This is a genomic window from Polaromonas jejuensis NBRC 106434, from assembly GCF_001598235.1.
Taxonomy (GTDB): domain Bacteria; phylum Pseudomonadota; class Gammaproteobacteria; order Burkholderiales; family Burkholderiaceae_C; genus Polaromonas; species Polaromonas jejuensis.
Window position 1 is genome coordinate 39,810 of record NZ_BCYO01000018.1, and the last position, 12,325, is coordinate 52,134.

Genomic DNA, 12,325 nt, shown 5'->3' on the forward strand with positions numbered 1-12,325 from the left:
ACACGATTCAGGACTGAAGCAAGTCGATTGTTCCGTTATCCCTCAAAGGCGGGGATGCCATCGCCGACAAGAAGGGACAGTTGCCGGCGCGTGGGCAGGCCGTCGGAATCGCCGGGAAACTGGACCACCCGCGCGCCTATGGCGTTGCCCCTGGCCACGGCAGCGGCCAAGGGCAAGCCCTCGAGCAGAGCGCTAATCACCCCCGCCGCGAAACCATCTCCCGCCCCCACGGTATCGACCACCTGGGCCACGGCGGCTGCCGCCACGGTGCCATGACGGCCCGCACGGTCGGCGAAGTAAGCGCCCTGCGGGCCAAGCTTGACGACCACCTGCTGCGCCCCCAGGGCAAGGTAAAAGTCGGCGATGCCTTCGGCACTGTCGCGCCCCGTCAGCAACCGCCCTTCGGCCAGGCCAGGCAGCACGGTGCCGGCGGTCTCGGCGGCGAGGGCGTTCAGGCACTCGACCATCTCGGACTGGGAGGGCCACAGGCGCGGCCGCAGATTGGGATCGAAGGAGATGGAGGCGCCGGCCGCGCGGGCCTGCCTGGCCAGCGTGAAGACCAGTTCGCGGGTGGCCGCCGACAGGGCCGGCGTGATGCCGGTGAGGTGCAGGTGACGGGCTGGAAAGCCGCCGCCCGCCTCCGCGCTGGGCAAATCCGCCAGGCCCAGATGGCTGGCGGCGGAGCCGCGCCTGAAATACTCGACCTGCGGATCGCTGCCGTCCGCGCTGCGGGTCTTCAGCATGAAGCCGGTGGGGTGCAGCTCGTCCATCGCCACATGGCGGCAGTCAATGCCCTCGCGTGCCATCTCGTCAAGAAGAAACTGCCCGAATGAATCCTTGCCGACACGGCTGATGTAGCCCACGCGCAGGTCCAGCCGGGCCAGTCCGGTCGCCACATTGAGTTCGGCCCCCGCCGTGACGCGGTGGTAGTCGGCCACTGTGGACAGCGCGCCGGGCCGCGTGGCGGCAAACAGGGCCATGGGCTCACCCACGGTGAGCACGTCGAAGGCTGGGATAAAGGTAGAGGTAAAGGGCTTCATGCTCACATCACCGCCCCAAGCTGCCAGGGCAGGAACTCGTTGTCGCCCAGGCCGTTCTGCTCGCTTTTGCTGGCGGCGCCGGAGGCCGTCGCAATCATCAAATGAAACAGCGCTTCGCCGGCCTCGGCAATGCTGCTGCTACCGTCCACGATGCCGCCGCAGTCGAAGTCCATGTCCAGCTGCATGCGCTGGAACATCGGCGTGTTGGTGGCAAGCTTCAGGGACGGTGTGGGTTTGCAGCCATAGGTGGAACCGCGCCCGGTGGTGAAGCAGATCAGGTTGGCGCCGCCAGCGACCTGGCCCGTGGCCGACACCGGGTCGTAGCCCGGCGTGTCCATGAACACCAGGCCTTGCGCGCGCACCGGCTCGGCGTACTCGAGCACGTCCATCAGGCCGCTGCTGCCGGCCTTGGCCACGGCACCCAGCGACTTTTCCAGGATGGTGGTGATGCCGCCCGCCTTGTTGCCCGGTGATGGGTTGTTGTTCAGGTCGCCGCCGTGCAGCGCGGCATAGCGCTCCCACCATTGCAGGCGCTGCATCAGCTTGTCGGCCACGGCGGGCGACACGGCGCGGTGGGTCAGCAAATGCTCGGCCCCGTAGATCTCCGGCGTTTCCGACAGGATGGCGGTGCCGCCGTGGCGCACCAGCAAATCCACCGCCGCGCCCAGCGCCGGGTTGGCGCTGATGCCGGAGTAGCCGTCCGAGCCGCCGCACTGCAGGCCCACGACCAGGTGGCGCAAGGGCACCGGAACGCGCCGCGCCTGGTTGGCGCTTGCCAGCATGCCCTGCAGCAAGGTCTTGCCCTGCTCTATGGTTTCGCGCGTGCCGCCCTGCTCCTGGATGGTCAGCGTGGCGAACAGCCCCGGTTCGCGGGCGCGCAGGGTTTCGACCAGCGGCGCGATCTGGTTGACCTCGCAGCCCAGGCCGATGATCAGCACGCCGGCAAAGTTGGGATGGTCGGCATAGCCGCGCAGGGTGCGCTGCAGCAGCTCCAGCCCTTCGCCATTGCCGCCCATGCCGCAGCCGCTGCCGTGGGTAATCGCCACCACGCCGTCCACGTTGGGAAACTCGGCCAGCGCATCGCCGCGGAAGGCATCAGCGATATGGCGGCAAACGGTCGCCGAGCAGTTCACGCTGGAGATCACCCCCAGGTAGTTGCGTGTGGCCACACGCCCGTCCGGGCGCACAAAGCCCTGAAAACTCAGCGACGCATCCGGCGCAGGCTGGGGCCGAAAGGCCGCGCCGACCGCCAAGTCACCCCCCGACGAGACCATGCCAACGTTATGCACATGAACATGGTCCCCTGCCGCGATGTCGGTGCTGGCCACGCCTATGGGCTGGCCGTACTTGCGCACGACGGAGCCCGCGGCGATGGCCTGCAGCGCCAGCTTGTGGCCCGAGGGAATCGTTTGCTGGATACCCAGGGAGACCGCGCCCACCGTTATTTGCGTGCCGGCCTCGAGGGTTTGACGCGCCACCGCGACGTTGTCATCGGCGGACAGTTGGATGGCGGACGGCGTTGGCAAGGAAGAAGTCATGGCAAAAGAATGAATAAATGAAAAACTCCGGCCGGGCTCAGGCGGCCGTCAGCGCGGCCCGCAGGCGAGGCTGTGCAAGCTCAAGCCCGCGCTCCTGCGCAAGGGCCAGCACGGGGCCCAGGCGGCGCTGCTTTTTCTGCGCATGGTTTTGCGCGATGTCGGCGATGCGATGGTTCAGGAAGGGGTTTTCAAATCGCTCGCGCAGCTGCACCAGGTACAACTCGGCGTCGGCGCGCTGGCCCAGCGACTCGAAGACCGGCACGATCTCCTCGGCCCACAGGGCTTCCAGTTCGGCGCGCTGCACCGCATCGGCCATGGCCTCGCGCACGGTCTGCCCGGCCGGCCGGCCCAGCGCTTGCCAGCGTTCGGCCAGGTAGGTGTGGCCGGCATTCAGCAAAAACAGCTTGAGGCGTTCATGGTGGGCCAGATCGTCGGTCAGCACGATGGCCGGATGGCTGCACGGCAGCAGCAGCCCGGCCTGGCGCTCTATGGCCCACAGCGCATAGGGCTCGGCGACCGCGCCCACGGGCTGCAGCGCTTCCGAAACGATGCGGTCGACCAGTGAATTGGCCCAGACGCAATGCGCTTGCAGCCAGTGCGCGAAGGCCTCGGCAAGGCCCCAGCGCCGCGCCAGCGAAATGACCAGGTCACGCAGCACATCGCCATTGCGCTCTATCAGTTCGCAGGGCAGCAGGGTCAGCGGCGCGTCGGGGCGCTGCTGCCAGCGGCCATGCAGCAACACCAGCAGCTTGGCCGGGAAACTGGCCGGCGCCGCGTGGCCAGGCGCCAGCAGCGCAGCGCCTTCGGCCTCATCGGCCTCGTCGAGCTGGTAACCACGGTCGGCGGTGTTGGAGACAATGACCTGCACATCCTGCGCGACGGCCTGGCGCAGTTGCGGCCAGTGCGTGCCGGCCTGCAGCGCCTCGCGCACCGCCGTGCATTGCACGGTCCGGTCCATGCGTTCGCCGGCCGCCAGCCCGCGTATGCGCACCGGGTAGCCGGCGCCCCCGGCCAGCGCCGCGACGCGGGCCGTACTGTCGGGGCTGCTCGTGCTCTGCACCACGGTGATGCCGCCCAGGGCCGCACCGGCGCCGCCCTCATGGGCCAGCGCCTCGGAGACAAACAGGTCGACATGAGCCTGCAGAAAACGGCTGGTGCCAAACTGGAGTATGGGCTGGGACATGGTGCTCAAACCTCGACGATGGCCTTGACCACGCCCGCGCCGGGATTGAGCAACTGCACGAAGTCGGCCGGCACATCGGCGAGCTTGAGCCTGTGGGTGTTCAGCGCCGTGGTGGGAACCTTGCCGGCGCGCATCGCGGCGAGCACGGTCTCAAAGTCTTCGGCCGTCGCATTGCGGCTGCCCAGCAGGGTGGTCTCGCGCTTGTGAAATTCGGGGTCGGAAAAGGTAATGGTGTCGCGCACCACCGAGATCAGCACGTATTTGCCGCCGTGGGCCACAAACTGGAAGCCGCGCTCGATGGCCTTGGCATTGCCCGTGGCATCGAAGACCAGGTCAAAAAACTCGCCGCCGGTGGCGGCGCTGAGTTGCGCTTCGTCATCGGTGCCCAGCGCGACCGCGCCGGCAACGCCCAGTTCGCGCTGGCAAAAATCAAGCCGGTCCCGGCGCGAGTCCAGCGCCGTCACCACCGCACCGCGCAGCCGGGCAAACACCATGGCCGCCATTCCTATCGGCCCGGCACCGACCACCAGCACGCGCTGGCCGGCTTGCACGTCGCCGCGACGCACGGCATGCGCACCAATGGCCAGGAATTCGATCATTGCGGCCTGGTCCAGCGTCACGCCTTCGGCCTTGTGCACGAACTCTTCGGGCAGCGACAGGTATTCGGTGAAAGCGCCATCGCGGTGCACGCCCAGCACCTGGATGTTGACGCAGCAATTGGTCTTGCCCTGTCGGCATGCCACGCATTTTCCGCAGGACAGATAAGGCATCACATAGACCTCATCGCCGGCCGCCAGACGCCCCCCCGGCACCGCCTCCTCGATCACGCCCGACAGCTCGTGACCCATGACACGCGGGTACTGCAGAAACGGCTGGTTGCCGGTGTAGATATGCAGGTCGGTGCCGCAGACGCCGACACGCCGCACGCGCAGCAGCACTTCGCCGTCGCCGCGCGCGGGGCGCTCGCGCTGTTCCGCGCGCAGGGTTCCAGGGGTGTCACAGATCACAGTCAGCATGTCGGTTCTCGCAGGATTTCAAAAAAAGGAGGCGGTGAAAAACGGGCGTACAGGGCCAGGCATCAGCCGCCGTGGTACTTCTTGTAGATGGCGGTCAGCTTGCCGTTCTGGGTGTTCTTGGTGACCCAGTCATTGAGCCAGGTCTTGAACTCGGGCTCGTTCTTGCGCACGCCAATGCCCAGCGGCACGGTCTGCATGACGAACTTGGTGACCAGGTCTTTTTGCGGCGACTTGGCGAGCACCGCGTTCACGATGGCGGGCGAGGTGGCGACGATGTCGGCCTGGCCGCTCACGGCGGCGGTCACCAAGGTGGCGTCATCGTCATAGCGGACCATTTGCGCGCCCTTGGCGCCCTGCGTGGCGACGCGGTCGTTGTTGGAGCCGCGGGTGGTGGCAACGCGCTTGCCGTTGAGGTCGTCGAAGTTCTTGATGGCCGCGGCCTTGGGACCGGCGACCACGGCCAGAATCTGGGCATAGGGCGTGGAGAAATCAATGACCTTCTCGCGCTCCGGCGTCACCGACAGCGAAGCCACGACGATGTCGGCCTTGCCGGTCTGCAGAAAGGGAATGCGGTTGGGGCTGGTGGTTTGCACCATTTCCAGCGCCACCCCCAGATCCTGGGCCAGCAGCTGGGCGGTTTCGACGTCGGAGCCGACGGGCTTGAGCGCGTCGTTGACAAAACCATAAGGCGGCGAGCCGGTGTCCACGGCGATACGGATCTTCTTGGCTTCACGGATGTCCTTGAGCAAGTCCGCGTGGGCGGCGCCGCTGGCAAAAGCAAACAGGACGGCCGAAGCCAGAACACCGCGCAGGAAAAGGGAAGTCTGTTTCATCGATAAGTCTCCAGTTGAAATAAAAGTGCTTGGGGTGGGAAATTGCCGCGCGGCTTTAGAGGCCATTGCCAATGAAGTCGCGCAATTCGGCGGTGGCTGGCGCGTCCAGGATCTCGGCGGGGCCGCGCTCCCAGACCCGGCCCTGGTGCATGAAGATGATCTCGTCGGCGACCTTGCGCGCAAACGCCATCTCGTGCGTCACCAGAATCATGGTCATGCCGTCCGTAGCCAGGCCTTCCATGACGCGCAAGACCTCGCCGGTCAGCTGGGGATCCAGCGCCGAGGTCACCTCGTCAAAAAGCATGAGCTGCGGCGCCATGGCCAGCGAGCGTGCAATGGCCACGCGCTGCTGCTGGCCGCCCGAGAGCTGCGACGGGTAGCAGGTCGCCTTGTCGGCCAGGCCGACTTGCGTGAGCACCTGCATGGCGCTCTCGCGGGCCGCGCTACGGCGGGTCTTTTGCACCAGGCGCGGCGCCAGCATGATGTTTTCCTCGACCGTCAGGTGCGGGAACAGGTTGTAGCTCTGGAACACGATGCCGACATCGCGGCGCAGCTGGTGCAGATCCAGACCGGACGAGGTCACCTCATGCTCGGCCACGCGGATGCGGCCGCTGTCCACGATTTCCAGCCGGTCAATGCAGCGCAGCGCGGTGCTCTTGCCCGATCCGCTGCGGCCAATGATGGCGACCACCGAACCCTTGCTGACAGAGAAGGACACATCCTCCAGCACCCGGGTCGAACCAAAGCTCTTGAAAACGTTCTCGACTTCAACGATTGGCAACATTAAAACTCCTCTCAAGGCGGCGGCTCAGCACGGACAGCGGATAACACAACGCGAAATAAAGCGCGGCGACGATGACGAAAATGACAAAGGGCTCGAAGGTCGAGTTGTTGATGATCTGGCCCGCGCGTGCCAGCTCGACAAAGCCGATGGCCGAAGCCAGCGAGGTGTTCTTGACGATTTGCACCATGAAGCCCACGGTGGGCGGCGTCGCGATCTTCACCGCCTGCGGCAGGATCACATGCAGCATCTGCTGATGCCATTTCAGGGCCAGGCACTCCGCGGCCTCAAACTGGGTACGCGGCACCGATTCGATGCAGCCGCGCCAGATTTCACCCAGGTAGGCCGAGACATAAATGGAAAGCGCCAGAGCCGCCGCCGTGAGGGGCTGCACATCGATCCCGATGGACGGCAGGCCGAAGTAGGCCAGCGGCAGCAGCACCAGCAGCGGCAGGCCCTGGATCAACTTGATGTAGAGCGACATCAGCGTGCGCGTGGCACGCGAACCGTAAAGACGTGCCAGCGCGACGACAAAGCCCAGCAGGCCGCCGCCCACGAAGGCCAGCACGGACAGCCCCACGGTCCAGAGCAGGCCGTCGAACAAAAACTTCAAATGCGCAAGATTCAGGAATCCCATCGTATGCTTTCCCTTACAGAGGTGTACCCAGGCGCCGCCGCCGGGGGAAGGCGAGCTGCGCAACCAGCCAGAAAACGGCGCGCATCACCAGGGACATCAGCAGGTAGGCCACGGCCACGATCAGATAGGTTTCGACCGAGCGGAAGGTGTCCGACTGGATGCGGTTGGCGACGGCGGTCAGCTCCTCGGCCGAAATCTGCGAGCAGATGGAAGAAGCCAGCATCAGCAGCACGTACTGGCTGGTGAGGGCCGGGTAAACGCGCTCTATGGCCGGCGGCAAAACCACATGGCGCAAGGTCTGCCAGCGCGACAGCGCGATGCACTCGGCCGCCTCCAGCTGGCCGCGCGGAATGGAGTCGATGCCGGCGCGCACGATCTCGCTGGTGTAGGCGCCCACGTTGATGACCAGCGCGATGGTGGCGGCCGTGAAGGCGCCCACCGGCAGGCCCAGGGAGGAAACACCGAAATAGACGATAAAGATCTGAACCAGCAGTGGCGTGTTGCGAATCAGCTCGACATAGCCGCTTGCGACACGGGCCAGCCAGACCGAACGCCCGGTCTTCGTGAGGGCGCAAAAAACGCCCAGCAGAAAGCCGAAAACCGTGGCCGACAGCGACAGGGCCAGCGTGGTCCAGGCGCCAGCCAGCAAGTCCGGCCAGTAAGCCAGCGGTGCGCTGAAATCAAGGGAATAGTGCAAGTGGGTTCTCCGCTCGCGGGCGGGGCCTGGGTCTGCACCGGCGCCCCTTACCTGCGATATTTTTGGTAAGGCCAATTTTGCAACAATTCAAAGATTGGCCTTACCGTAGAAACCCTAATAAACCCGACGACATTGGAAGCATGCCGGACTTTTATTTTCTTAAAAGGCCATTTCTATAGGTGATACCGACAATATTGGCAAGAATCGCTGTAATGTAGAGTCTGAACGATCAGCGGATTCATGATGACGGTCAGGCCAATGCGGTCAGGCCAAATAAACAGAGATCTGAACACCCGCTTTCTTGAAAGGTGCTCTGCATGACGGAAATCACGGAAAACATGGACCCCAGCCGGCTGGTCGAAACGCGTCGTCTTTACCAGCAAATTGCCGATCGGGTCCGTGCACTGATCCAGCGCGGCGACTACCCCACCGGTAGCCGCCTGCCCCCGGAACGGGATCTGGCGCATCAATTGGGCGTATCGCGTCCCTCGCTGCGCGAGGCATTGATTGCGCTGGAAATCGAAGGCAGCGTCGAGATTCGCATGGGGTCCGGCGTCTATGTCTGCAGCCGCGCGCTGCGGCGACCCGGCCTGGCCGTGGCGATGGGCGAGAGTCCGGCCGAGTTGATGCAGGCGCGCAGCGCGGTCGAAGGCGCGGTCGCGTCCCTGGCCTCTGCCAACGTCACCCGTGAAGGTCTGGCGCGGGTTCAGGAGGCTATCGATGCGATGCGGGAGGACATTGCCCAAGGGCGCGACGTTCTGGACCATGACCGGCAGTTCCACATTTGCATCGCCGAAATGAGCGGCAACTCGGTGCTGGTAAGCCTGGTCGGCACCCTGTTCGACGAACGGCGCAGCCCCCTGGCCTCCCACATGCGCAATCGTCTGGAGGCGCAACCGACTTGGGGCGCCGCGCTGGCCGAACACGAGCAGATCTTGCGCTGTCTGTCGCTACGCGACCCTCTGGCCGCCGAGTCGGCGATGCGGGCCCACATCCGGGCCGCCGCGGACCGCTGGGTGATTTCCTGAGCTGGCAAGCCGATGCGCCTTGCGCAGAGTTCCGGCTGCGCCCATGAATACCACGCGGCCGTTGCCGGCTTGAATGGCCCCGTGCAGCGCGGGTAGAGCGGCCGCCCTTTTCAGGCCAGCCGCACGCCGCCGCTTAGAAGCCTGGCAGCACCGAGCCCTTGAACTCGGTCTGGATGAACTTGCGGATTTCTTCGGAATGGTAGGCCTTGACCAGCTTGGCCACCCAAGGCTTGTCCTTGTCGGCTTCGCGCACGGCGATCAGGTTGACGTAGGGTCCCTTCGGATTCTCCAGGGCGATGGCATCCTTGACAGGATTCAGGCCAGCGGAAATGGCGAAGTTGGTGTTGACCGCCGAGGCGTCAAGGTCGTCGAGTGAGCGCGGCAACTGGGCTGCGTCCAGTTCCACAAACTTCAGCTTCTTGGGGTTTTGCACCACATCGAGTGGCGTGGCCTTCAGGCCAGCGCCCTCCTTCAGCTTGATCAGGCCCTTGTCCTGCAACAACAGCAGCGCGCGGCCGCCGTTGGTGGGGTCGTTGGGCAAGCCAAAGCGCGCGCCTTCCTTGAGCTCGCTCAGGCTCTTGACCTTCTTGGAATACAGGCCCATGGGGAAGTTGACGGTGTAGCCCACCGAGGTGAGCTTGTAGCCGCGATCCTTGATCTGGGCATCGAGGTAAGGCTTGTGCTGGTAGGCGTTGGCGTCCAGGTCACCGGCCGCCAGGGCGGCGTTGGGCTGCACGTAATCACTGAACTCGATCACCTGGATCTGCAGGCCGTCCCTGGCGGCGACTTTCTTCACTTGCTCGAAAATCTGCGCGTGCGGGCCGCCCGTCACACCGACCTTGATGGGCTTGTCCTGGGCCAGTACGAGGCCCGCTTGCACGGCGATGGCCAGTGCGATGGCGCTTTTGAGGGCATTGCGTTTGTTCATGGGATGCTTCCTTTACAAAAAAATAATCGATCCGGAATGGATCTCGGGTTCAAGAATTCGGCGCCAGCGCCACGTTGTTCAGTTTCGGCCGCCTCAGGGGCCGGACTCAGGATCAAATCGGCTCCCGGCGCTTGATGGTCAAGCGCCAGTAGCTCACAAATCAATAGCGTTTTAACGGTGGCTGAGGCGCCGCACGGCCCAGTCGCCCAGGCTTTGCACGGCCTGCACAAACAGGATCAGCACCAGCACCACGGCCAGCATCACTTCAGGCAGGAAGCGCTGGTAACCGTAGCGAATGCCCAGATCGCCCAGCCCGCCGCCGCCAATGGCGCCGGCCATGGCCGAATAACCGGTCAGGCTGACAAAGGAAATCGTCAGCCCCGCCACAATGCCGGGCAGCGCTTCGGGCAGCAGCACCTTCAGCACGATCTGCCGCGTGGTGGCGCCCATGGCCTGGGCCGCTTCGATCAGCCCGTGATCCACCTCGCGCAGGGAGGCTTCCACCAGCCGCGCCATGAAGGGCGCCGCGGCAATCGTGAGCGGCACCACGGCCGCCGCCGTGCCGATGGACGAGCCGGTCAGCAAACGGGTCAGCGGAATGATGGCCACCAGCAGGATGATGAAGGGCGTGGAACGCACGGCGTTCACGATGCCGCCCACCACGCGGTTGAACACCGGGCTTTGCAGCACGCCGCCCTGGTCCGTCAGCCGCAGGAACACCCCCAGCGGAATGCCCAGCAGCGCGCCGACCAGGCCCGAAATACCGACCATGACGAGGGTCTCCCACAGCGAGGTGACGAACAGCTCAACCAGGGCTTGCGAAAAATTATCAAACATGGCTTAAGCCTCCACCGTTGCCAGGTTGTTGACCTGGTCGACATGCACGCCGGCCCCGCGCAAATGGGCGACCGCCGCATTGAGCTGCTCACGCGCACCGCGTGCAAACACCGCCAGGGTGCCAAAGGGCTTGCCCTGAATCTCGTCGACCTGGCCATGCACGATGGACAGATCGATGCCGAAGCGGCGAATCACGTCGGACAGCAGGGGCCGGTCCGACTCGTCGCCGGCAAACGCCAGGCGCAGCAACTGGCCTTCTTCGGGATGCTCGGCATTCATCAGCGTGCGAATGCGCGCCAGCACGCTGTCGGGCAGCTCCTGCGGCACGATCTCGGCAATCAGGCTGCGCGTGGTCTCGTGCTGCGGACGCGTGAACACCTCAATCACCGGGCCGCTTTCGACAATACGCCCGGCGTCAATCACCGCCACGCGGTCAGCCACCTGCTTGATCACCTGCATCTGATGCGTGATCAGCACAATCGTGAGGCCGAATTCCTTGTTGATCTGCCTGAGCAGGCCAAGAATGGAGCGTGTGGTTTCCGGGTCGAGTGCCGAGGTGGCTTCGTCAGACAGCAGCACCTTGGGCCGGTTGGCCAGCGCTCGCGCAATGCCCACCCGCTGCTTTTGGCCGCCGCTGATCTGCGCGGGATAGCGGCCTGCCAGCGCCGTCAGGCCCACCAGTTCCAGCAAAGGCTGGACGCGGCTCTTGATTTCCTGCGCGGAAAGGCCGGCGATCTCCAGCGGCAAGGCCACGTTGTCATACACCGTGCGCGACGACAGCAGGTTGAAATGCTGGAACACCATGCCAATGTCGCGCCGCGCGACACGCAGCGCGTCGTCATCCAGCGTGGTCAGTTCGCGCCCGCCCACCGCTACCAGCCCGGCGGTGGGCCGGTTCAGCAGGTTGATCACGCGCACCAGGGAGCTCTTGCCCGCGCCGCTGCGACCAATGATGCCGAACACCTCGCCTGGCTGAATTTGAAGATCGACGCCCTTGAGCGCCTCGACCGGGCCTGCAGGACCCTTGTATGTTTGGAAAATACCCTTGAGCTCGATCATGTAAACCGCTTATGGCCTCTCGTTTTTTGTGGAAACGTATTGGGCTCTTTTTTGAACAAGGTGTGAATTTAAAGGAAATCAAACAAAACTCAAAAGAATATTAAATAGGCTGATTAGATGATTTTGTGATTAATCAATGCCTGGCCAGCCCCAAGCCTCATGATTTTCGCCGTGTTGCCATGTTTTCGGGGGATGAGGGAAAATTGCCGCATGAAGCCACGCATCACAGTGATCACGATTGGCGTTGATGATCTGGAAAGGTCACTCCGGTTTTACCGCGACGGCCTGGGGTTCCCGACCCAAGGCATCGTGGGCACTGAGTTTGAGCATGGCGCCGTGGCCTTTTTTGAATTGCAGGCGGGCCTGAAGCTGGCCATCTGGCCGCGCAAGGAGATTGCCCATGACGCCGGCATCGCGCCCAGGAACCTGAGCCCTACCGAATTCACGCTCGGGCACAACGTGGCCTCGAAAGCCGAGGTGGACGCCGTCATGCAACAGGCCAGAACGGCCGGTGCCGCGATCGTCAAGGAGGCTCACGATACCTTCTGGGGCGGCTACGCCGGCTACTTTCAAGACCCTGACCGGCATCTGTGGGAGGTCGTGTGGAATCCTCAGTGGACCGTGCAGGAGTGAGGCGTAGCGATCGCTCCAAACCGACCGCGCGCGCCATTTCGGCTGACCCGAAGCAACGCTGACGCGCATGGCCGGCAACACAGTGAGTTCCCCAAAGCACAAAGGCGGCGCTATT

General features: G+C 64.4%; 13 protein-coding genes. 2 read left to right on the forward strand and 11 right to left on the reverse strand.

The annotated features are described in order from the left end of the window. Window positions 1-35: 35 nt before the first annotated feature. The 8 genes from PJE01S_RS17750 to PJE01S_RS17785 form a co-directional block, all read right to left on the reverse strand. Entirely contained in the window at window positions 36-1,040 is a 1,005-nt protein-coding gene (locus tag PJE01S_RS17750; RefSeq protein WP_068834978.1) for a sugar kinase, read from the reverse strand. Window positions 1,041-1,042: 2 nt separating this feature from the next. Then, window positions 1,043-2,578 (reverse strand): UxaA family hydrolase, encoded by a 1,536-nt coding sequence (locus PJE01S_RS17755; protein WP_068834979.1) that lies wholly within the window; start codon window positions 2,576-2,578, stop codon window positions 1,043-1,045. A gap of 37 nt (window positions 2,579-2,615) precedes the next feature. Continuing rightward, window positions 2,616-3,761 carry a mannitol dehydrogenase family protein gene (locus tag PJE01S_RS17760; protein ID WP_068835028.1) on the reverse strand — a complete coding sequence of 382 codons (1,146 nt, stop codon included), beginning with the start codon at window positions 3,759-3,761 and terminating at the stop codon, window positions 2,616-2,618. A 5-nt stretch (window positions 3,762-3,766) separates the two neighbouring features. Then, entirely contained in the window at window positions 3,767-4,777 is a 1,011-nt protein-coding gene (locus tag PJE01S_RS17765; RefSeq protein ID WP_068834980.1) for a zinc-binding alcohol dehydrogenase family protein, read from the reverse strand. 62 nt (window positions 4,778-4,839) lie between these two features. Next, window positions 4,840-5,610 carry a transporter substrate-binding domain-containing protein gene (locus PJE01S_RS17770; protein WP_068834981.1) on the reverse strand — a complete coding sequence of 257 codons (771 nt, stop codon included), beginning with the start codon at window positions 5,608-5,610 and terminating at the stop codon, window positions 4,840-4,842. A 55-nt stretch (window positions 5,611-5,665) separates the two neighbouring features. Next, window positions 5,666-6,394: an amino acid ABC transporter ATP-binding protein gene (locus PJE01S_RS17775; protein ID WP_068834982.1), complete on the reverse strand. Its 729-nt coding sequence runs from the start codon at window positions 6,392-6,394 to the stop codon at window positions 5,666-5,668. Next, window positions 6,378-7,028 (reverse strand): amino acid ABC transporter permease, encoded by a 651-nt coding sequence (locus PJE01S_RS17780; protein WP_068834983.1) that lies wholly within the window; start codon window positions 7,026-7,028, stop codon window positions 6,378-6,380. The genes PJE01S_RS17775 and PJE01S_RS17780 overlap by 17 nt, the downstream gene beginning before the upstream one ends. A 13-nt stretch (window positions 7,029-7,041) precedes the next feature. Beyond that, window positions 7,042-7,725: an amino acid ABC transporter permease gene (locus tag PJE01S_RS17785; RefSeq protein ID WP_068834984.1), complete on the reverse strand. Its 684-nt coding sequence runs from the start codon at window positions 7,723-7,725 to the stop codon at window positions 7,042-7,044. Window positions 7,726-8,042: 317 nt separating this feature from the next. Here PJE01S_RS17785 and PJE01S_RS17790 point away from each other — a divergent pair, with 317 nt between their 5' ends. Then, on the forward strand, window positions 8,043-8,753 hold the full coding sequence (locus tag PJE01S_RS17790; protein WP_068834985.1) for a FadR/GntR family transcriptional regulator: 711 nt from the start codon (window positions 8,043-8,045) through the stop codon (window positions 8,751-8,753). Window positions 8,754-8,886: 133 nt separating this feature from the next. Here the strand turns inward: PJE01S_RS17790 and PJE01S_RS17795 are convergent, their stop codons facing one another. The 3 genes from PJE01S_RS17795 to PJE01S_RS17805 all read right to left on the reverse strand — a co-directional run bounded on the left by PJE01S_RS17795 (window position 8,887) and on the right by PJE01S_RS17805 (window position 11,577). Then, window positions 8,887-9,681 carry a MetQ/NlpA family ABC transporter substrate-binding protein gene (locus PJE01S_RS17795; RefSeq protein ID WP_068834986.1) on the reverse strand — a complete coding sequence of 265 codons (795 nt, stop codon included), beginning with the start codon at window positions 9,679-9,681 and terminating at the stop codon, window positions 8,887-8,889. Window positions 9,682-9,852: 171 nt separating this feature from the next. Continuing rightward, window positions 9,853-10,518: a methionine ABC transporter permease gene (locus tag PJE01S_RS17800; RefSeq protein WP_068834987.1), complete on the reverse strand. Its 666-nt coding sequence runs from the start codon at window positions 10,516-10,518 to the stop codon at window positions 9,853-9,855. A 3-nt stretch (window positions 10,519-10,521) separates the two neighbouring features. Further along, complete coding sequence (locus PJE01S_RS17805) at window positions 10,522-11,577, reverse strand: methionine ABC transporter ATP-binding protein (protein ID WP_068834988.1); 1,056 nt, start codon at window positions 11,575-11,577, stop codon at window positions 10,522-10,524. Between the two features lie 210 nt (window positions 11,578-11,787). On the opposite strand from PJE01S_RS17805, the gene PJE01S_RS17810 reads away from it, so the two are divergent. Next, window positions 11,788-12,210 (forward strand): VOC family protein, encoded by a 423-nt coding sequence (locus PJE01S_RS17810; protein WP_068834989.1) that lies wholly within the window; start codon window positions 11,788-11,790, stop codon window positions 12,208-12,210. Window positions 12,211-12,325 lie beyond the last annotated feature (115 nt).

Excerpts from the sequence above, each read along its gene's own strand:
- PJE01S_RS17800 (WP_068834987.1), bottom strand. The coding sequence starts at position 10,518 with ATGTTTGATAATTTTTCGCAAGCCCTGGTTGAGCTGTTCGTCACCTCG.
- PJE01S_RS17805 (WP_068834988.1), bottom strand. The coding sequence starts at position 11,577 with ATGATCGAGCTCAAGGGTATTTTCCAAACATACAAGGGTCCTGCAGGC.
- PJE01S_RS17810 (WP_068834989.1), top strand. The coding sequence starts at position 11,788 with ATGAAGCCACGCATCACAGTGATCACGATTGGCGTTGATGATCTGGAA.
- PJE01S_RS17760 (WP_068835028.1), bottom strand. The coding sequence starts at position 3,761 with ATGTCCCAGCCCATACTCCAGTTTGGCACCAGCCGTTTTCTGCAGGCT.
- PJE01S_RS17780 (WP_068834983.1), bottom strand. The coding sequence starts at position 7,028 with ATGGGATTCCTGAATCTTGCGCATTTGAAGTTTTTGTTCGACGGCCTG.
- PJE01S_RS17750 (WP_068834978.1), bottom strand. The coding sequence starts at position 1,040 with ATGAAGCCCTTTACCTCTACCTTTATCCCAGCCTTCGACGTGCTCACC.
- PJE01S_RS17795 (WP_068834986.1), bottom strand. The coding sequence starts at position 9,681 with ATGAACAAACGCAATGCCCTCAAAAGCGCCATCGCACTGGCCATCGCC.
- PJE01S_RS17770 (WP_068834981.1), bottom strand. The coding sequence starts at position 5,610 with ATGAAACAGACTTCCCTTTTCCTGCGCGGTGTTCTGGCTTCGGCCGTC.
- PJE01S_RS17755 (WP_068834979.1), bottom strand. The coding sequence starts at position 2,578 with ATGACTTCTTCCTTGCCAACGCCGTCCGCCATCCAACTGTCCGCCGAT.
- PJE01S_RS17765 (WP_068834980.1), bottom strand. The coding sequence starts at position 4,777 with ATGCTGACTGTGATCTGTGACACCCCTGGAACCCTGCGCGCGGAACAG.
- PJE01S_RS17775 (WP_068834982.1), bottom strand. The coding sequence starts at position 6,394 with ATGTTGCCAATCGTTGAAGTCGAGAACGTTTTCAAGAGCTTTGGTTCG.
- PJE01S_RS17790 (WP_068834985.1), top strand. The coding sequence starts at position 8,043 with ATGACGGAAATCACGGAAAACATGGACCCCAGCCGGCTGGTCGAAACG.